This window comes from Psychrobacter sp. bablab_jr014, assembly GCF_016464015.1.
In the GTDB taxonomy this organism is placed as follows: domain Bacteria; phylum Pseudomonadota; class Gammaproteobacteria; order Pseudomonadales; family Moraxellaceae; genus Psychrobacter.
This window is the reverse complement of the sequence record NZ_JACDXT010000034.1, coordinates 14,810-34,254: the sequence shown is the minus strand read 5'-3', so window position 1 is coordinate 34,254 and position 19,445 is coordinate 14,810. Positions and strand designations below refer to the sequence as shown.

Below are 19,445 nucleotides of genomic sequence, written 5' to 3'. Positions count from 1 at the left end.
GTCCCTGCGGGCTGATGCTAAAATTGCCCCATACTGCGTTACAAATCTCGCTAAGGCATCTGCATTATCGTCGCTTTGCGCCTTGTCTGGAACAATTTTAGCGATCAGCAGTGCCTATTTGCGAATGGTCAACACGCCCTAATATCAACATATAACCGATTTTATCCTTGCCTAAACGCGCTGCGTCTTGGGACTTTTTATTTGCCAACTTGCCTTGACTCTTGTTATGAAACCGACTTTGCCACCACGTATTGCTGTTTTGCTTGTTAATTTGGGTACGCCTGATGAGCCAACTGCGCCTGCTGTGCGCCGCTACTTGCGTCAGTTTTTGTCTGACTCGCGGGTGATTGAGATTCCGCGTTTTATTTGGGCGATTATTCTTAATCTGTTTGTTTTGCCAAGCCGACCCAAGCGTGTCGCCGAAGCCTACGCCAGCATTTGGGAAGGTGACTCGCCGGTTCGAGCCATTTTAAAGGAACAAGCCCACTTATTGACGCCGCATTTGGAAACTGCCGCCGCACCGTTTCGCGTCTCGGTACATCCTGCGATGAGCTACGGCAATCCTGGTATTCCTGATGTCATGGACACGCTGCGTAGCGAAGGCGTTGACCATTTTGTTTTGCTGCCGCTGTTTCCGCAGTATTCGGCGACCTCGACAGGCGCGGTATTTGATGCGGTCAATAAGTGGGCGCTCAAACAGCGCAACTTGCCCAATATCAGTATCGTAAAAGACTACTTTGCGCATCCTTTGTATATCAAAGCGCTGGCGGACAGTATTTTGCGCTTTCAAGAAAAGCACGGCAAACCCGATAAGCTCATGTTTAGCTTTCATGGTATTCCGCAGCCGTATGCCGATAAAGGCGACCCGTACCCGCAGCGCTGCAAATGTACTGCCGCGCAAGTCGCACATACGCTGGGGCTAAAAGAGGACGAATGGATTATCAGTTTTCAGTCGCGCTTTGGTAAGCAAGAATGGGTCAAGCCTTATACTGATGTGGTGCTCGAAGAGTGGGGGCAACAAGGCGTGCGCTCAGTACAGGTCGTCAGCCCCGCATTTTCGGCAGATTGCTTAGAAACCCTAGAAGAATTGGCGATTGAAAACCGCGATAACTTCTTAAATGCAGGTGGGCAAGAGTACCATTATATCCCTGCACTGAACGCTGATGCCGCGCACATTGAGCTGCTCGCTGCTATCAGTACGCCATTGGTCAAAGGATGGGCAGGCACGCTAGACGGCTGGATATAGGTCGTTTCTTATTCTCAGCTAAGCAAATTCTCAGTTAAACAAAAAATAAAGCCAATAAGTCCAAAATGCCGAGCCTAACTGCTCGGTATTTTTTTGTCTGTGTTTGTTTTCATCAAAAGTCCACTGTATATTTATAAAAATAAGTTGGTCATTAGGAACAGTTGTGTAAGAATGTCAACAAAAGTATCGTACTTTAATAGATTGCTTACTTTAATATTGTTTTGTGAGTTGACCATGACCACTTCAAACCCCAGCGTTTCTTTGGATAAATCGTCCGCACCGCCGCCACTACCGCCCACATATCAAGAGCCGCAGCTATTGCCTGAGCCGCGACGCTGTGGGGCAGAGGCAGGCGTGGTGTGGGTAAAGAGCGCATTTGCTATGTTTAAAAAGAATTTTTGGCTATGGCTGGGTGTAGCCTTTACGATGAGTGTGGTGGTCACGTTATTTTCAGTCGTTCCTATCTTAGGTATATTGATGGGACTGATTACCCTTGTTTTTACAGGCGGGTTGATGAAAGCTGCTGCTGCACAAGCGCGTGGAGAGACGCCAACGTTTGGCTATCTGTTTTCAGCTTTTGAAACCCATTTCAAGCCTTTGGTGATCTTGGCGCTTCTCTATTTGTTAGGGCTAGTGATTGTATTTGCGATAATGTTCGGCTTTTTCTTCCTATTGGCTGTCGCTGGTGTACTTGACCCGCTACTGATTGCCGATGATATGAGCATGAATACTCTATTGGTATTGTTGTTGGTAGCGCTCGTCTTGTCTGCACCCATACTTGCGCTGTTAATGTCCCTTTGGTTTTCACCCCCGCTGATTGTCTTGCATGACATTGCGCCGCTGGAGGCGATGAAAAAGAGTCTACAAGCGAGCCTTAGAAATTGGCTGCCGATGCTGGTGATGAGCCTGGTCTTTTGCGCAATCTTTATGATACTTGCCATTTTTACCTTGGGTATTGGCATGCTAGCAGCGATGCCGATGATTTTATTAATGTATTACACCAGCTACCGCGATATTTGGACAGACCAGCCGTTGTCGGTGAATGAATAAAAACTATAATCACAAAAAAGCACGCTGTCAGTAGCGTGCTTTTTTAGGGTTATACCAAATCAAAAAATTATTATTGCTCGTCATCGTTGCTGCGCTCGGCGGCGTCGCTGTCTGCGATATCTACGATATCAGGATAGTCGGCGTCATCTAAGTTGTCATCGACCAAGACTTCATCCACGCGCGCTTCATCAATATTCTGACGGTGGATTGGCGTGACGCCTGAGACGTCATCTGTGCCGACACCAACTTGTGAATTGCTCACGCCTGCACTGTTGTCAATCACGTCATCATCGTCAATGGTATGCAGCATGGGATTGTCCAAGTCAACACGCTGGTTGTCATCGCCGTCAATACGATCCATATTGTCTGGTAATGGGGTTTTGGTGTTGTCCATAAGAGTGTCCTTATTTGTTGTCATTATTCATGTTGTTATAAATTAAGCGTTGCGTGTGCTTATTCGTTGATGACAAGTGTGCCGCGTTAGGGCGCGCCTCTCCAGTAGAGAGCTGTTATAAGATGTTCAAAAATGTAAGAGGCACAGGTGTTTTATACCTTGATGTTTATTGGCAAAAAGGTTGCTGCCAATAAAAAAGCGACCACCGTTTGGCAGTCGCTTTCGTGCTTCTTATATTCATGTTTATAGATTGATTAAGATTGCTTGGCGCTCATTTTGTTGTTTAGCCAGCGCACCATAGGGTCTGGCGTGACTTGCGCGAGCTTTTGCAATACTTTAGCAGGCATGCCGACAGGGTAGTGCGTGCAGTTGATTTTGCGGTTCGGGCGGCAGGTCAATTTGCATAAGGTTTTTGCCACGTCATCGACGCTTAGATTAACGCCCAAGCGCTCGATGCTAGTGACGCTCTCGCCTTTGGTCATGTCAGATTTGACCCACAATGGCATGACGTCCACGACTTTAATACCAAGGCTTTCGTATTCGACATTCAGCGCTTCGGTCAAGCCGCGCACAAAGAATTTACTGGCAGAATATGGCGCAATCTCTGACTGACCATAAATCGCTGAGGCAGAAGAGAGGTTAATGATTTTGCCATTGTCGGCATCAGCAAGATAGGGCGCAAGCTTATGACAGCCGATTAATACGCCTTTACAGTTGATGTCCACGAGTGCCAGCTGACGCTCAAGGCTGGTCGATGGCAAAATGCCTGTGACCAACACGCCTGCATTATTAATCAAGGTGTCGATGCTGCCAAAGGCGTCAATCATTTGGCTAATGGCATTTTCCCAGTCGTCAGGCTTGGTCACGTCTAGGTAACCGTGAACGATGCGCTGCTGCTTTTGCGCTTTGGCAAAGGCTTTGTCTTCCACTGCATCTTCTAAGGTGTCGCGGCTGATGTCGAACAAGCCCACGCTGTGTCCTTTTGCCGCCAGCTGCTTGGCAGTCGCCAGCCCAATACCGCGTGATGCGCCCGTAATCATAATGTTCATAAATTATCCTTTGTTATTATCTAGGGTTGCTATACCGTTTTGATCGATGTAAGTGTTGCTTGTCCATCTGTCACTCTAATCTATTTACAGAACAGGCTTATGTCAATCAGCCATACTTTTTTCAAGTATAGGCAGCTTGAGTCGCCACATATATACCAATGCAATGGCGTAGACAATATTTTCACACATTTCTTCTACCAAGACGCCCCACCATTCAGAAAAACCAATAGCGTGCTCGCCCATATACTGCAATACTGCCAACATGACGATAACGGCATACAATGCGGGCGGTACACGCTTAAGAATATAGAGGCAATAGCGTCTGGATAAGACCAGCAGCACGAGTGCGATAACCCCAATCACAGTCAGTACGGTGTCTTCCCACCATTTGTAGGACTGCCCGAGCCATACAAGCTCATTGAGCGAAAACGTTTCTCTTAAGTAATTCAGCTCCTTACGCAGTACCAAGAAAAAGACGATAAACGATGCTGTCCAAAAATATCGTCCTTGTTTGTAACGACTTATCATCACGTAATGCAATGACTTTAGCATGCAGAGCAGCAATAATGCTGCCCCTGCATGTTCTACAATGTTGTTTTCAGAAATCATAAAGTTGGCTAAGCGCAGCTCAAACTAATCAGTGCGCTTCGTCCCAGTTGTGTCCGCTGTCGGTTTCGACCAATAACGGTACGGCAAAATCAATATCCCAGCCGCAGTCTGCGGCGGTACGTGTGAGCACGTCTTGCATGGCGTGTTGAATAAGCGTGCTAATCTCATCGACCTTGCCTTTATCCACTTCAAATACCAGTTCATCATGTACTTGCAGCAGCATTTTTGCGTGGTCTTTTGGCAGTACCTTATCGACCGCAATCATCGCAAGCTTAATAATATCAGCAGCTGAGCCCTGTAGCGGCGCGTTGATGGCAGCGCGCTCGGCAGCTTGCTTGACCATACGGTTGCTGCTGTTGATATCAGGGGTATAGAGCTTGCGCCCAAGCAGCGTCTGCACATAACCATGCTCGTAAGCGCTGGCACGGGTATCAATCATGTACTGCTTGACCTTAGGGTAGCGGTTAAAGTACATATCGATGTAGTCTTGTGCTTCATTGCGCCCCATTTGCAGCTGTTTTGCCAAGCCAAAGGCGCTCATGCCGTATAACAAGCCAAAGTTAATCGCCTTGGCATTGCGGCGCTCGGTGGCACTGACTTCATCAACCGCTTTGCCCAGTACTTCGGCGGCGGTGGCGGTATGAATGTCCAAGCCTTCGTTAAAGGCGCGGGTCAAGGTCTCATCACCTGAGAAGTGCGCCATCAAGCGCAGCTCAATCTGTGAATAATCCGCCGCGACAATAACACGCTCAGGCGGCGCGATAAAGGCTTGGCGAATCAGACGACCTGTTGCAGTACGGATAGGAATGTTCTGTAAGTTAGGGTCGGTCGAGGACAGACGCCCTGTGCTGGTCAGCGCTTGGTGATAGCTGGTGTGTACGCGGTCGGTGTCTTGGTCGCTCACCGCGTCCAGCGCATCGGTATAGGTGCTTTTGAGCTTGGATAAGCTGCGGTATTCCAGCACCACATCCACCAGAGGGTGGTCAATCTTGGAGAGCACCGCTTCGCTGGTTGAGTATTGTCCTGACTTGGTTTTTTTACCGCCAATTACGCCAAGCTTATCAAACAACACTTCGCCCAGCTGCTTGGGCGAGCCGACATTAAAGGCTTCGCCTGCGATGTCGTGCGCGCGTGCCTCAAGCGCGATGATTTCTTCATCAAAACGCTTGGACAGTTCATTTAAAAACGAGCGCTTGATTAAGATGCCGTCCGCTTCCATGTTGCACAGAATCTGCGCGGTTGGGATTTCTAATTGGTGCAAGAGCTTGGCGTTATTGGCATCGTCTTTGAGTTTATCATTAAACAGCTCAAACAGCTGCAAGGTCACGTCCGCATCTTCACACGCGTAGTCGCTCGCGATGTCGATAGCCACTTGGTTAAAGGTGACTTGTTTTGCGCCTTTGCCCGCCACGTCTTCATACGTAATGGTCTGGGTGTGCAGATAATGGCGCGCCAAGTCGTCCATGCCGTGGCGCGTCACCGCCGCATTCATCACGTAGCTGGCGAGCATAGTGTCCATCGCCCAGTTGTTTGGGTATTTGGCAGCGCTTGCTTCAGGCGCGTGCGGATGACCGAGCAGGTCGATACCATAATGGCTGAGCACGTGCGTGTCGTATTTAAGATGCTGACCAATTTTGCCGATGTTATGATTTTCTAAAATCGGCTTGAGGCGGGCAAGTACAGTATCGCGATCGAGCTGCTTATCCGTCAATGGGTCGTCTGCAAGGTCGTGCATCAGCGGAATATAATAGGCTTCGTGTGCCTCTAGCGCCAAAGACACACCGACAATCTCGGCATCGCGCCAGTTGATACTTGTGGTCTCGGTGTCGATGACAAAGTACGGCGCGGCCTCTAAGCGCGCAACCAAGCTGTCAAAGGCGGGCATGTCCAGCACGGTATGCCATGCTTTGTCGTGCTGCTTACTGTTTTTGATGTTGTCAATCTTGGTCGATTGTACCGACTTGGCAATCTGCGCTTGCGATTCGGTCGCGGCTTGGCTGGCGGCGACGCCTTGCGCATTAGCGGGGTGGTTCGGATGGTCGAGTGATGCCAGCTCATTTTTAAATTCAAGCTCGCTATATAGTGCGCGCAGCTCGTCAATATAGGCAGAAGGGTCAGTATTGATTCTTAAATCTTCCCAATCCTGCCCAATCTCCAAATCGGTGACGATGGTCGCCAGCTGCGCATTCATTGGAATGTCATCAGCGTATTCGACCAAATTTTTGCCTGCACGCCCTTTGATTTCGTCCACGTGCGCGAGGATATTGCCGATGTTGCCGTATTTGGTCAGCAGCGTTTCGGCGGTTTTTTTACCGATACCTGGCACGCCTTTGATGCCGTCCGAGCTGTCACCCATTAGGGTTAAATAGTCAATCATCTGCTCAGGTGCGATGCCGAATTTATCAATCACAGCGGCGCGGTCGGTGATTTTGCCAGTAAAGCTGTCTTCTAATATCACGCAGTCATTGACGAGCTGCGCCATATCTTTATCCCCTGTGGAGATGACCACATGATGCCCTTCTGCTACCGCGCGCTGCGCCAATGTGCCGATGATGTCGTCTGCCTCTGCGCCTTCGATACGCAGGAGCGGCAGCCCAAGCGCGGTGACGAGGCGGTGAATGTAGCTGATTTGCTGCGACAGCTCCTTATCCATCGGCGGACGTCCCGCCTTATAATCGGCAGACAGCTCATGGCGAAAGGTCGGCGCTTTGGTATCAAAGGCAACTGCCATGTGCGTAGGGTGGTAGCGGCGCATCAATTTTAATAAAGCGTTTAGCGTACCGCGTACTGCATTGGTGTGCAGCCCTTGCGTGGTGGTCATCGGGGGTAATGCATGATAAGTGCGAAACAGATAATACGAGCCATCGACAAGGATAAACGGCGGCTGGTCTTTGTTCACATGGCTTGTTTCCATGGTCGCCACATTGGGCATGGTGTCAAAGCTCGGCAGCGCGGTTGGGTCAATGGCACTGTGGGAATTGTGGTCATTATCAGTCATAACACTCACTTATTGATTATCAAAGGCAGATGCTGGCAATACAAAAGGCGCGCATCTTACGCGGCAATGTTGCAGACAGTCCATTATAACGATAAAAGTCACGTGTGCCGAATGTGCAAACCGTAACGATGTGTACGCCTAAAAAAAAGAACCCAGCGGTCAGCTGAGTTCTCTGTAATCAGTTAACGATGATTAACTGTGCTATCGCTTACATAAAGCGTGCTGCTTATTTGACTTCTGAGGTCACTTCAACGTCGATGTTGTTGCGCGTGGCTTTTGAGTATGGGCAGACTTCGTGTGCCTTTTCGACCAGTTTTTGGACTTCTTCTGCTGATAGGTCGGTTTTTTCAGCGATGACGTGAATTTTTACGTCAAGTTTGTAGTCGTGGCCTTCGCTTTGTAGTAGGGCAACTGTGGTTTCAACCGTTGAGGCAAAGCTGGCGTCTTCCATTTTTTTAACCACGCCAAGTGCGCTATCAAAACACGCCCCATAGCCCATGGCTAGTAGCTGCTCTGGGTTGTTGCCTTCTTGATTGCTACCAGGAGGCGTCATGTTGATGCTCAAGTCGCTATCGCTCAAGCTTGCATGACCTGCGCGGCCGCCAGTGACAGTAGATGTAGTTGAATATAGGGTTTTCATACATTGTCCTTGTTATTGGTTTTACGAAGTATTGTCATTGTTTTATAGATGCGCGCATCGACTAGAGTGTGCGGTGTGTCCGTTAGCGCTTTCCCTTAATGCTTGATACGGTCATCATTACCGAGCCAGTGTAGCAAATACTCATCATTGCTTGATATAGAAACAGTAAAGCTATGCTAGTGCTTTGTAAGCTTTACTTATTAATTTACTACTGAGGCAGATAATGACCACGCTGCTGACTATAGCGGGTAATGCAGTGTCAATGCAAGGAGCCATAAGGCACGATTGGGTACAGTGGTCGCAGAGGCAAACACACGCGGGCACAATATGGGCAAAAATAGCATCTTGACGGCAAATCGGCTACAATACGCGCATCAAAATACCACCGCCTATCAGCTGTATTTTCCGCCTTTTTTTCTTCCAAAATTTAACGATAAGTCATTGATTATGAGCGCAGAATCCAAACTCGTGCCAAGCAAACTCGCCAATGAGGTTGCCAAACGCCGCACCTTTGCCATCATCTCGCACCCTGATGCGGGTAAAACCACCATGACCGAAAAGCTGCTCCTCTGGGGACAGGCGATTCAGGTCGCAGGCGAGGTAAAAGGGCGCAAAACTGACCGCCACGCCACCTCGGACTGGATGAGTATGGAGCAGGAGCGCGGCATCTCAATCACCACCTCGGTGATGCAGTTCCCGTATAAAGACCATATCGTCAATCTGCTCGACACCCCAGGTCACGCCGACTTTAGTGAAGACACCTACCGCACCTTGACCGCTGTAGACAGCGCGCTAATGGTCATTGACGGCGCAAAAGGTGTCGAGGAACGTACCATCAAGCTGATGGACGTCTGTCGTATGCGCGACACGCCGATTATCTCGTTTGTGAACAAACTTGACCGTCAGATTCGTGACCCGCTTGAGCTATTGGACGAGATTGAGACCGTCCTTAAAATCAAATGTATCCCCGTGACTTGGCCTGTGGGTATGGGTCAAGACTTTGTCGGCGTGTATAATCTGCTAGAAGACAAGACCTATTTTTATGAAAAAGGTCATGGCGGCGAGATTACCGAGATTGAGACCCGCGACGGCTATGACTATCCTGATGTGCGCGAGCGCTTGGGTGCGCTGATGTTCTCAGCTTTTGAAGAGTCGCTTGAGCTGGTACAGATGGCGCTTGAAGACTTTGACACCGAAGCATTTTTGGCGGGCGAGATGACGCCTGTGCTCTTTGGTACGGCGCTTGGTAACTTTGGTATCAACATGGTGCTCGACACCTTGGTCAAATACGCGCCGCCACCAAAGGCACATCCGACCGAACAGCGCGAAGTTGCCGCGACCGAAACCGCCTTTAGCGGCTTTGTGTTTAAAATCCAAGCCAACATGGACCCGCGCCACCGTGACCGCATTGCCTTCTTGCGCGTTTGCTCAGGCAAATACGAGAAAGGCATGAAAATGAACCATGTGCGCCTTGGCAAAGACGTGCGTATCGCTGATGCCTTGACCTTTTTGGCGGGCGACCGCGAGGCGCTTGAGGAAGCCTACCCAGGCGATATCATCGGTTTGCACAACCACGGCACGATTTCGATTGGTGACAGCTTTACGGCAGGCGAGGCACTGAACTTTACAGGCATTCCGCACTTTGCGCCTGAACTGTTCCGCCGCGTGGTGCTCAAAGACCCCCTCAAATCAAAAGCGCTGCAAAAAGGGCTACAGCAGCTGAGCGAAGAGGGTGCAACGCAGGTCTTTATGCCGCAGATTAATAATGACCTGATTCTAGGTGCGGTCGGTGTGCTCCAGTTTGAAGTGGTCGCGCATCGCCTTAAAGAAGAATACAAGGTGCAATGTACCTTTGAGCCTGTTTCTATCGCTACCGTGCGCTGGATTCATTGTGATGATGAAGTGGCACTGACCAAGTTTAAGCGTAAGGCGCACGACCAGCTGTCTATTGATGGCGGTGGTTATCTGACGTATCTTGCGCCCTCGCGTGTCAACTTGCAGCTGATGCAAGAGCGCTATCCTGAGGTGACCTTTAGCAATACGCGTGAGCATTAATATTTTTGGGGTCGTTGCCAGCTGCTTTAAAAATAAATCATCTTTTTATTAAAAAAGGCTTGCAACACTTCAAAAACCTGATAAAATGCGTGACCTATAAAGGCGTATAGCTCAGTTGGTTAGAGCGCCACCTTGACATGGTGGAGGTCGCTAGTTCGAATCTAGTTACGCCTACCAGATATTAAAAATCCCCAATCGAAAGATTGGGGATTTTTTTTTGCTTGGGACATTGTCCAAGCGTTAAAATATAGAACACTGTTTTTCTGCAATACAGTTTGGTTGTTTTCTTAAGCTAATAGTCATCAATACTGCTCATGCACCAAAACCAAAAGAGGTCAGAACAGCTGATTTCGTCCGCTACTATATGCTAGTAAATAATAATTCAATGATAATAAGTATCATTTATGTTATTATTCTTGCTTTGTAAATTCAGGTAAGACGCTGTATTTTTATTTGTTTTTCAATTGGTTAACTTTTGTTAATCAAATAGTAAGTGGTGAGTTTTGCTTGATTGGTGTAAGCGTTTAAAGATAATCGGTAGAGTAATGCTGCACTACTTGATTTTCTATCTTTTGATAAGTCATTAGGTTGTGGCGGTATGGTTGCTAAGGTATTTAAGGTAGCGGTGCTGCTACTGTCTGTCGGTCTGATAGGCTGCGAGAACACACATTTTTCTACGCCAAAAAAGCAGCCTCCTGAACCGCAACCTACAGATACCGCATCACTACGTGTCATAACGCCTGACTGGGCTATAGCAGGGACATTGACAGCAATGGGATACCCTCCGTTAGCGACAGGTGATGTCAAGTTCTATCCTGATTGGTCCATCGACCCTGAGCTGTCACCCAAGACGATTGATATGGGTACAAGATACCAGCCCAATCCAGAATTGTTTTCACAACTGTCTGTAGATTTAATTATAGACAATGACTTTTATCAGCACCTCAGACCTTTGTATGGCAATATTCCCCATAAATCTATGAAGCTACAAGATGATAAAGAGGTGGCCAGTTGGGAAGGTTATAAATCATCGACTTACGAATTAGGAAAGATAATTAGACAGCCCAATGCTGCTAAACAGTATATTAAAAAAAGTGAAACAAAACTAGAAAAAGAAGGGCAGCTATTTAGACATAAAAACCCTGATATTAAAAAAATAACAGTCGTGCAATTTGCCAGTGCCAATCAACTTCGCAGCTACAGTAAAAACAGTTTATTTTATCCTGCCGCACAAATGATGGGTCTAGATTTTCAAGAATTAGGTGAGGGTAATGCATGGGGGTTTATTACTATAGGTTTGTCAGAGTTGACAAAAATAGACAAAGAAACCTGTCTAATTATTGTTGAGCCTTTTAGCGTTATGGTACAAAAAGAGCTGTCTGACAATGATTTGTGGCATCGGCTGGGCTATTCATTTGCCAAAGCGTCCTCCGATAAAAGTGATAACGCAGCAGGTAATCAAGAAGCGGTATCGAATCCTTGTGTTATGGTAATTGCTCCCACTTGGATTTATGGGGGTGTCCCTTCTATCGTAGGCTTTGCTCATGCATTGAATCAACCTATCAAAACCAATCAAAAGGCGACAAATCATGACTAGACCATCTGCCTATGTCGCTAAAAATACGAAATCGCACCATGTAGTCTGTTGGTTAAAGCAGGGGGTGACCTCAGCACGTATGATGGTGTTCCTGCTATTGACGATGGCGTTGATAACCAGCTATCAGCTCATTACATGGCAATGGCAATTGCCTATCGTCGATTTATTGCGCCCCTCTTCCAGTTTGTCTATCGAAGATATGGCATTGCAGTTAAGACTACTGCCAACCATGCTGGTGGCCTTACTGTCGGGAGGGCTGCTTGGCGTCGTTAGTATTTTATTGCAGCAGTTGGTCAAAAATACCCTTGCTTCAGACACAACATTATCTGTGGGCAGCGGTGCTCAGATGGCATTGTTATTGGTCACTTTGTTCCTACCCAGTTTGGGACTTTATGGCAGCTTTTGGGTGGCATTCATCGGCGCGATAGTGAGTATGGGGACGGTGTTTTTATTGGCCATGCCCAGTCGGATGAACCCATTGGTTTTAGTCCTTTCAGGCTTGGTGGTGAATATTTTGCTGAGTGCTGTGGCATCGTTATTGTTGATTTTTTTATTCTGAAACCGCAATGGGCGTTATGGTTTGGGGAAGTGGCGTGCTCACCCAAAGCAGCTGGACAGTCGTACAGCGTTTGTTGATAGTCGCGGCTGGACTGGCAGGTTTTGTTACTTTGCTGTACAGACCACTGGTATTGATCAGCCTCGATGACCGACAAGCGAAGAGCTTGGGCGTGCCGATTAATGGCATCAGACTGGGCGTGACCTTGCTGGCTGCATTCGTGACAGCGACGATTGTTAGTGACTTAGGCGGTTTGAGCTTCATTGGTCTTGGGGCAGCAACGCTGGTCAATATGCTAGCGTTACGGTTTTTGTACCAGCGACTGTTGATGAGCTTTGTGCTGGGTGGCTTGTTACTTTGGCTGACTTCTAACATTACGATATTTCTTGAGCACAGACTACAGTTTGCTTTTCCAGCAGGCGCTTTGACAGGCTTGTTAGGAGCGCCTTTGATCATTTGGTTGATATTGCGTCAACGCCATCAAACCATCGATTCAGCCACCCCTATGATTGTTCCTGAGCGTAAACCTGTGAATATAGGGCGTTGGGTCGTCGTTGTAATGATGATTGCAAGTTTGGCACTGTTTATAGCGCCACAAATTCAAGTGCTTACATCGCCAGTGTCATCGCTACAGCAGTCGATGACGATCGCTTGGGGTCTGAGTGATTTTAGCGACTGGTCTTTGATACAGCAGTACCGCCTACCTAGGACGGTTAGTGCTGCTGCGACAGGTGTTATGCTGGCTACGGCAGGGGTTTTACTGCAAACATTAACGCGCAATCCAATGGCCAGTCCTGAGGTACTGGGAGTAAGCTCAGGAGCGGCTCTAGGCGTAATCTTGGGGTTTGTACTGCTGCCGAGCCTAGGTGTTACCGTGTCTATGGGATACTTAACCCTCTCAGGATTCATCACTGCTGGCTGGGTACTGGGTCTGATTATTTGGCTGAGTCGCCGAGTACAACCGAGCTATTTGTTATTGATTGGCGTGGCTATTTCAGCGCTGATGGGTGGTGTTTTATCACTCATCAAACTGTCTGGTGATCCTCGATTGCAGGCGGTTTTGAGCTGGCTGTCGGGTACGACTTATGCCACCAACCCTAATACCGCTTGGTGGCTGACAGTAGCCGCTATTGTCTTATATGGTTGTGCGTTTGTCCTTATTAAACCATTGCAGCTGCTGAGTCTGGGACGTATGGTTGCTCAGGGCAGAGGAGTGGCGACCACCTCTACCGAAAAGGCGTTGCTACTTTTAATCGCTCTATTAAGTACGGCATCAACATTAGCGGTGGGTCCATTGAGCTTTGTGGGGCTGATTATTCCACATTTAGCAGTAACAATGGGGGCGGCTACTTTGCAAAAACAACTTCCGCTCGCAGCAATATTGGGTGCAGGGCTGATGGTATTTGCAGACTGGTTTGGACGCTATATCGTTTTTCCATACGAAATACCTGCAGGAACACTGGCAGCGATAGTAGGCGCTGGTTATTTTATTTATTTAATGCGAAAACTTCGTTAAATAAATAAAGCCAAAAAACAGCGGCTATATTTTGTAAATGATATTGATTCGTAAAATGTTAATCACTATAATTTCCGAAAATTAAGTTTATGTAACGGAGTGTTAAAGTGAAATTATCCTCATTATCTATTGCGGTAAAAGGCATACTGTTGTCTAGTATTGGATTGGCGAATTTTGCTTATTCACAGACGACAGATGAAGAAAATATGCCGACGGCAGATTTAGGGACGATTGTCGTAACAGCGAGTGCTGATGCTTCAAAAGAAGGGCTGATGCCTGAATTTGAAGGTGGTCAAGTGGCTACTGGTAGTCGCATAGGTATCTTGGGTAATAAAGAGAATTTGGACACGCCCATCTCAACGACGGCCTACACCAATGCCTACATTAATAACCAACAAGCTCAAAGTGTTGGCGATGTTTTAAAGAATGACCCTACGGTACAAGTAGCACGAGGGTTTGGTAACTTTCAAGAAAGCTATATCATACGCGGTTTTGTGACCAATTCTGACGATACGATGATGAATGGTTTATATGGTATCTTGCCCCGTCAGTACATTGCCAGTGAACTATTTGAACGTGTAGAAGTACAGCGCGGCGCTAACAGCTTTTTGAATGGCATGGCACCAGGCGGTTCAAATAAAGGCGGTACTATCAATCTTTTGCCAAAGCGCGCAGGCAATGAGCCAACACGCAACTTAACTGTCAGTACAGTAGATGGTGAGAATGCAAAAATTGCTCTGGATGTGGGTCAAAGATTTGGGGCGGAGCAAGCGTTTGGTGTACGTGCCAATGTTGCCTACCAAGATGGCAGTACAGCCATTGATGACGAAGAATCGACACTGGGCTTGGCAGCACTAGGGCTGGATTATAAAAATGATAAAGTCCGTCTGTCTGCAGATATCGGTTATCAAAATAATGAGCTGTCGCAAACCCGTACCAACGTAACATTGTCAGGTGTCGATACTGTGCCGACAGCGCCTGATGGCAAGACCAACTGGGCTGAGCCATGGACGTTTTCTGATGAAAATGATGTGTTTGCTACCTTTCGTGGCGAATACGATATCAAAGATAACATCACAGGCTTCGCCGCTTATGGCTTTAGACATAGCGAAGAAGAAAACTCATTGGCGAATTTAACGGTAACAGATGCTGATGGCACAGGCACAAACTATCGCTTTGATAACACGCGAGAAGATGATGTTAATACAGCAGAGCTGGGATTAAGAGGTAATTTTCAAACCAAAGCAGTCAGTCACGACTGGGCCATATCAGGCAACTGGTTTAACTTAGATAAGAAGGCGGCCTATACTTTTGACAGCCAAAACAGCTTAGACAATAACTTGTATACGCCTATTCATCACGCTCGACCTGATTTTTCAGCAACGGCCATATCAGGCAATACGCTATCAGACCCGCAAACGATTGGTAAAACCACCTTAAGTAGTATTGCGATTACCGACACTTTAGGGTTTATGGATGATAAATTACAAGCCACCTTTGGCGGTAGATACCAGCATATCAAAGATGAAAGCTTCAGCTATAACACTCAAGCAAAAGATGCCAGCTACGATGAAGGGGAGTTCACGCCTGCCTTTGGTTTGACGTATCGCTTTGATCCGAGCTGGTCCGTCTATGCCAACTACATGGAAAGTCTGTCTAAAGGCGAGGTGGCACCTGTAACCACGACGATTGACAATGTAACCACTCCAGTGACCAATGCAGGACAAGCATTGTCACCTTATGTCACTAAACAAACAGAAGCTGGCATCAAGTACGATGACGGATTGGTTGGGGCAGGGCTGTCGGTCTTTAACATCGATAAACCTCGCTATACTATGGTTGATACCACCTTTGAAGAGCGCGGCAAAAACGTACATCAAGGCATAGAGCTCAATGTATATGGTAGCCCTGCTGCAAATATTCGAGTTTTAGGGGGTATGAGCTACTTGGATACAGAGCAACAAGATACAGAAAATAGCGCTACTGAAGGTAAGCAGGTGATAGGCGTACCGAAGCTACAACAAAGCCTAGGGGTAGAGTACGATGTCGAAAAGGTTGAAGGGCTGACGTTGACAGGTGACATCATCCATACAGGCAAACGTTATGCCAATGATGCAAATACCCTAGAGGTTGACAGCTATACCACGCTCGATATCGGTGGTCGCTACACGACACAGTGGGCAAATACACCTGTTACCTTAAAAGCGATGGTGACCAACGTCACAGATGAGAAATATTGGGCCTCTGTCGGAGGATATGAAAATAGCGCAGGCAATAATGGTTCAGGGTATCTCAATGCAGGTGACCCACGTACCTTTAAGCTTGCCGCTACTTTCGAATTTTAATAGTTGACAAATCCAATGGCTATTTTTGATACGTCAGCGCCAGACAGTCATATTTGGCGTTTAATTTGGCGCTCACATCGACCCGCATTGATCAAAGTAATACTTATTAACTTGGTTAATGCCGTGGTGGGTGTGACGACTATCGCTTTTATTAATCGTTATCTGTTGTCAGGGCAGGCACTGTCTTGGCAGCTGCTTCCAATTTTTTTGAGCATTATCTTGGCCTTACTTGCCACAACGTTTGCTGCTCAGTGGTCGTTGACGAATCTAGGTCACGCCTTCGTTAAGCAGTTGCGTGGCGAGCTGCTCAAACGCATTTTAGACACCCCAAGTGAACAGGTCAGCCAAATCGGTACAGCAAAGCTGCTCGCTAGCTTATCGACTGACATTCAAGCAATTACTGCTGCTTTTGTGCGCTTGCCTGAACTGATACAAGGGGTGATTTTGTGCGTAACGGCTGGTATTTATTTGGGTGTGCTGTCTGTACCTTTGCTTTTGGTTATTATTGTATGGATAGCGATGACCATCTTAGTGAGCAGCAAACTGGTCAATCATGTTTATAAGCATCTTGCACAAATACGTCTGACAAACGATGCGCTATATCAAGACTATCAGGCAATCATACAGGGCGAGCAGGAACTGAAACTGCATCGTCCTCGAGCCAAGCATCTGTATCAAATTTTTGTCGATCACAGTGAAGATTATCGCCGTGACATCGTAAAGTCTGACACCTACCATTTATCAGCAGTGAACTGGTCTAACATTATGATGTTTGCAGGTATCGGCCTGATTTTAGTAGTGTCGCAGCTGTTTAACTTCACCAGCATCGCCGTCGCTACTACATTTTGTTTGACTATCTTGTTTATTCAATCGCCATTACTGCATGCTGTTGGCGCTTATCCCATGCTACAGTCTGCCCAAATCGCCTTGGCAAAAATCCAATCACTCAAACTTGGTGACTATCAGCCTGACTTTGCACCTGCCAGTCAGTGGCTGCGTGATGATTGGGAAAAGATTGAGTTTGATGAAGTAAGCTACAGTTATCAGGTCGCTGAAGAAGATGGGGCGATGACAAAGAAAAATTTTGAGTTACAACCTATTAATTTTTCTTTAAATCGTGGCGATGTTATCTTTTTAATCGGGTCAAATGGTAGCGGTAAAACCACGTTTGCTAAATTATTAACAGGCATTTATCCTGCAAAACAGGGGAAAATATGGCTCGATGATACACTGATTGACGTTGATAATTTAAACAATTATCGTCAATTATTTTCTGCCATATTCAGTGATTTTTATTTGTTTGATACCGTGATGGATGCTGAGGGTCAGGCACCTGATGATGAGCTGGTCGAAAAATGGCTCAATATTTTGCAAATGACATCAAAAACACAAGTTGTTAATCAAAAGATTAATGACATTCAACTGTCGCAAGGACAGAAAAAACGCTTGGCAATGTTGTTGGCAATATGCGATGACAAGCCCATTATGCTATTGGATGAGTGGGCTGCTGATCAAGACCCGACTTTCCGACGCTATTTTTATCACGAACTGATACCTTTATTAAAAAATATGGGCAAGACTTTATTCATTATCAGTCACGATGATAATTATTTTTCGGCAGCGGATAGATTGCTCCTTATGAAAGAAGGAACGCTGGTAGAGCTCACGGGTGATACGCGCGCTGTGGCCAGTCATGATGCGGTGTCGCTTCTGTAGTCAAAGCTTGAGATGCGAGGCTATCGATATAATACAGCGGCGCTTTTGAGAATCCTATTTAAAGGATTTTCCTTGCGCCGCTAAAATTGAATACAATTTTTTAACGTGGCTCAAGTCACCTGAGCGGTGATGAAGTTTGCGTGAGCTGTGACAGCTTATTTTGATGCTACGAAAAATACCGTTTAATCAGGTGTATTTATGACGGCATATCGCTTTTAGTTTAATTTGACGATAATACCCACAAAAAAGCCGAGCATTTAAAACGCTCGGCTTTTTTATTTACGAAGCGCTCGCTTACGCGTCTTGTAGTACTGCTGCCATGGCGTTGGCAATGTAGTCGATATTGTCGCTGTTGAGACCCGCCACACACATACGCGAGTTGGACACCATGTAGATGCCGTATTCGGCGCGTAGGCGTTCAACTTGTTCAGGCGTCAGACCTGTGAAGCTGAACATACCGTTTTGACGAGTTAGGTAGTCAAAGCTTTGGTTCGGTACTTTTTCTTCTAATACCGCTTGTAGCTTGCCGCGCATCGCTTTGATACGGTCGCGCATGGCGTAGACTTCGCCAACCCACTGCTCGTGTAGCGCGTCGTCATTCATGACGATATCAACCACATGACCGCCGTGTGACGGTGGGCTTGAGTAGATGCGGCGTACAGCAAAGGTTAGCTGACCAAAGACGCGCTCAGCTTCCTCAGCGGTTGGGCAGACGACAGATAGGCCACCAACGCGCTCGCCGTATAGCGATAGGTTTTTAGAGAATGAGTTGCTCACAAACAGGGGCAGACCCATGTCTACGGCTTTACGAATGGCGTAGGCATCGGTGTCCATGTCTTCGCCAAAGCCTTGATAGGCGATGTCCATAAATGGAATCAGCTCGCCCGCTTTGATGACGTCAAGCACTTCATCCCACTGCGCTTGGGTCAAGTCCATGCCCGTTGGGTTGTGGCAGCATGGATGCAGCAGTACGACGTCATTTTTGTTAAGGCCTTTTAGACACGCAATCATGTCATCAAAGCGCACGCTGTTGGTGGCTTTGTCGTAGTACGGGTATTTTTTGACCGTGACGTTTGAGCCTTCAAAGATAGCGATGTGGTTGCCCCACGTTGGGTCGCTCACGTAGCATTCGGCATTTGGAAACCACTGATTGATAAACTCAGCGCCGACTTTGAGTGCGCCTGAGCCGCCGATGGTGGCGATGGTCGCGACGCGATTTTCTTGAAGGACGGTAGCATCCGCGCCGAACAACAAGTCTTGGCAACCTTTACGATGACCTGCTAGGCCCTGCATGGGCAAATATGGACGCGGCTGGATTGGGTTGGCAATACGCTCTTCAGCGGTCTTTACGCATTCCAAAACAGGCATTTTGCCGTCTTCATCATAATAGACGCCAATACCAAGATTGACTTTATTTGGGTTTTCGTCAGCGTTGAACTGGCTGACCAGTCCTAGGATAGGGTCACCAGCATAATGCTCGATACGGTCAAACATGAGAGTTCCTTTAGAAAAAAATGGGTCAAGCAGCAAAAAATCATAAACCAGTTTACGCGCAAACTCAATCGCCGATTGCACCATTCGCCATGCTTGGCGCTATTTTTACGCCGTACAAGCGTGGTATTATGCACCCTGTATTATGCGGCATTGCTTTCCTGTTTTTTTCACCAAAGATAG

General features: G+C 47.2%; 14 protein-coding genes and 1 tRNA gene. 9 read left to right on the top strand and 6 right to left on the bottom strand.

The features are described from left to right. Nucleotides 1–226 precede the first annotated feature (226 nt). Together hemH and JIE71_RS08690 are read left to right on the top strand one after the other, a co-directional pair. The gene (gene hemH, locus JIE71_RS08695) at nucleotides 227–1,246 is read left to right on the top strand and encodes a ferrochelatase (protein ID WP_199508321.1); all 1,020 of its coding nucleotides are present in this window, start codon (nucleotides 227–229) and stop codon (nucleotides 1,244–1,246) included. Nucleotides 1,247–1,480: 234 nt separating this feature from the next. Continuing rightward, nucleotides 1,481–2,296, top strand: a complete 816-nt coding sequence (locus JIE71_RS08690; protein ID WP_199508320.1) for a BPSS1780 family membrane protein — start codon at nucleotides 1,481–1,483, stop codon at nucleotides 2,294–2,296. Nucleotides 2,297–2,366: 70 nt separating this feature from the next. On the opposite strand, the gene JIE71_RS08685 is transcribed toward JIE71_RS08690, so the two are convergent. The 5 genes from JIE71_RS08685 to JIE71_RS08665 all read right to left on the bottom strand — a co-directional run bounded on the left by JIE71_RS08685 (nucleotide 2,367) and on the right by JIE71_RS08665 (nucleotide 7,986). Beyond that, nucleotides 2,367–2,690: a hypothetical protein gene (locus JIE71_RS08685; RefSeq protein WP_199508319.1), complete on the bottom strand. Its 324-nt coding sequence runs from the start codon at nucleotides 2,688–2,690 to the stop codon at nucleotides 2,367–2,369. A 254-nt stretch (nucleotides 2,691–2,944) separates the two neighbouring features. Continuing rightward, nucleotides 2,945–3,739 (bottom strand): SDR family NAD(P)-dependent oxidoreductase, encoded by a 795-nt coding sequence (locus JIE71_RS08680; protein WP_199508318.1) that lies wholly within the window; start codon nucleotides 3,737–3,739, stop codon nucleotides 2,945–2,947. A gap of 102 nt (nucleotides 3,740–3,841) precedes the next feature. Next, on the bottom strand, nucleotides 3,842–4,348 hold the full coding sequence (locus tag JIE71_RS08675; RefSeq protein ID WP_199508317.1) for a hypothetical protein: 507 nt from the start codon (nucleotides 4,346–4,348) through the stop codon (nucleotides 3,842–3,844). 28 nt (nucleotides 4,349–4,376) lie between these two features. Next, entirely contained in the window at nucleotides 4,377–7,262 is a 2,886-nt protein-coding gene (polA, locus tag JIE71_RS08670; RefSeq protein WP_416232025.1) for a DNA polymerase I, read from the bottom strand. A 310-nt stretch (nucleotides 7,263–7,572) separates the two neighbouring features. After that, nucleotides 7,573–7,986: an organic hydroperoxide resistance protein gene (locus JIE71_RS08665; RefSeq protein WP_199508315.1), complete on the bottom strand. Its 414-nt coding sequence runs from the start codon at nucleotides 7,984–7,986 to the stop codon at nucleotides 7,573–7,575. Between the two features lie 447 nt (nucleotides 7,987–8,433). On the opposite strand from JIE71_RS08665, the gene JIE71_RS08660 reads away from it, so the two are divergent. From JIE71_RS08660 to JIE71_RS08635, 7 genes are all read left to right on the top strand, one after another. Continuing rightward, complete coding sequence (locus JIE71_RS08660) at nucleotides 8,434–10,041, top strand: peptide chain release factor 3 (protein WP_199508324.1); 1,608 nt, start codon at nucleotides 8,434–8,436, stop codon at nucleotides 10,039–10,041. A 100-nt stretch (nucleotides 10,042–10,141) separates the two neighbouring features. Then, a tRNA-Val gene (locus JIE71_RS08655) sits at nucleotides 10,142–10,218 on the top strand. Between the two features lie 421 nt (nucleotides 10,219–10,639). Next, complete coding sequence (locus JIE71_RS08650) at nucleotides 10,640–11,638, top strand: ABC transporter substrate-binding protein (protein ID WP_199508314.1); 999 nt, start codon at nucleotides 10,640–10,642, stop codon at nucleotides 11,636–11,638. Next, nucleotides 11,631–12,197, top strand: a complete 567-nt coding sequence (locus JIE71_RS12515; RefSeq protein WP_266095956.1) for an iron chelate uptake ABC transporter family permease subunit — start codon at nucleotides 11,631–11,633, stop codon at nucleotides 12,195–12,197. The genes JIE71_RS08650 and JIE71_RS12515 overlap by 8 nt, the downstream gene beginning before the upstream one ends. Before the next feature lie 16 nt (nucleotides 12,198–12,213). Then, nucleotides 12,214–13,710: an iron ABC transporter permease gene (locus JIE71_RS12510; RefSeq protein ID WP_266095955.1), complete on the top strand. Its 1,497-nt coding sequence runs from the start codon at nucleotides 12,214–12,216 to the stop codon at nucleotides 13,708–13,710. Between the two features lie 107 nt (nucleotides 13,711–13,817). Further along, on the top strand, nucleotides 13,818–16,055 hold the full coding sequence (locus tag JIE71_RS08640; RefSeq protein ID WP_323126922.1) for a TonB-dependent receptor: 2,238 nt from the start codon (nucleotides 13,818–13,820) through the stop codon (nucleotides 16,053–16,055). Nucleotides 16,056–16,070: 15 nt separating this feature from the next. Next, nucleotides 16,071–17,771 carry a multidrug ABC transporter permease/ATP-binding protein gene (locus JIE71_RS08635; RefSeq protein WP_199508313.1) on the top strand — a complete coding sequence of 567 codons (1,701 nt, stop codon included), beginning with the start codon at nucleotides 16,071–16,073 and terminating at the stop codon, nucleotides 17,769–17,771. A gap of 294 nt (nucleotides 17,772–18,065) precedes the next feature. On the opposite strand, the gene JIE71_RS08630 is transcribed toward JIE71_RS08635, so the two are convergent. Then, nucleotides 18,066–19,265 carry an aromatic amino acid transaminase gene (locus JIE71_RS08630; RefSeq protein WP_199508312.1) on the bottom strand — a complete coding sequence of 400 codons (1,200 nt, stop codon included), beginning with the start codon at nucleotides 19,263–19,265 and terminating at the stop codon, nucleotides 18,066–18,068. Nucleotides 19,266–19,445: the final 180 nt, after the last annotated feature.

What these genes read in the sequence shown, in the direction of transcription:
- JIE71_RS08660 (WP_199508324.1), top strand. Translation starts at nt 8,434, where the DNA reads ATGAGCGCAGAATCCAAACTCGTGCCAAGCAAACTCGCCAATGAGGTT.
- hemH (WP_199508321.1), top strand. Translation starts at nt 227, where the DNA reads ATGAAACCGACTTTGCCACCACGTATTGCTGTTTTGCTTGTTAATTTG.
- JIE71_RS08680 (WP_199508318.1), bottom strand. Translation starts at nt 3,739, where the DNA reads ATGAACATTATGATTACGGGCGCATCACGCGGTATTGGGCTGGCGACT.
- polA (WP_416232025.1), bottom strand. Translation starts at nt 7,262, where the DNA reads ATGGAAACAAGCCATGTGAACAAAGACCAGCCGCCGTTTATCCTTGTC.
- JIE71_RS08665 (WP_199508315.1), bottom strand. Translation starts at nt 7,986, where the DNA reads ATGAAAACCCTATATTCAACTACATCTACTGTCACTGGCGGCCGCGCA.
- JIE71_RS08635 (WP_199508313.1), top strand. Translation starts at nt 16,071, where the DNA reads ATGGCTATTTTTGATACGTCAGCGCCAGACAGTCATATTTGGCGTTTA.
- JIE71_RS08675 (WP_199508317.1), bottom strand. Translation starts at nt 4,348, where the DNA reads ATGATTTCTGAAAACAACATTGTAGAACATGCAGGGGCAGCATTATTG.
- JIE71_RS08630 (WP_199508312.1), bottom strand. Translation starts at nt 19,265, where the DNA reads ATGTTTGACCGTATCGAGCATTATGCTGGTGACCCTATCCTAGGACTG.
- JIE71_RS12510 (WP_266095955.1), top strand. Translation starts at nt 12,214, where the DNA reads ATGGTTTGGGGAAGTGGCGTGCTCACCCAAAGCAGCTGGACAGTCGTA.
- JIE71_RS12515 (WP_266095956.1), top strand. Translation starts at nt 11,631, where the DNA reads ATGACTAGACCATCTGCCTATGTCGCTAAAAATACGAAATCGCACCAT.
- JIE71_RS08690 (WP_199508320.1), top strand. Translation starts at nt 1,481, where the DNA reads ATGACCACTTCAAACCCCAGCGTTTCTTTGGATAAATCGTCCGCACCG.
- JIE71_RS08650 (WP_199508314.1), top strand. Translation starts at nt 10,640, where the DNA reads ATGGTTGCTAAGGTATTTAAGGTAGCGGTGCTGCTACTGTCTGTCGGT.
- JIE71_RS08685 (WP_199508319.1), bottom strand. Translation starts at nt 2,690, where the DNA reads ATGGACAACACCAAAACCCCATTACCAGACAATATGGATCGTATTGAC.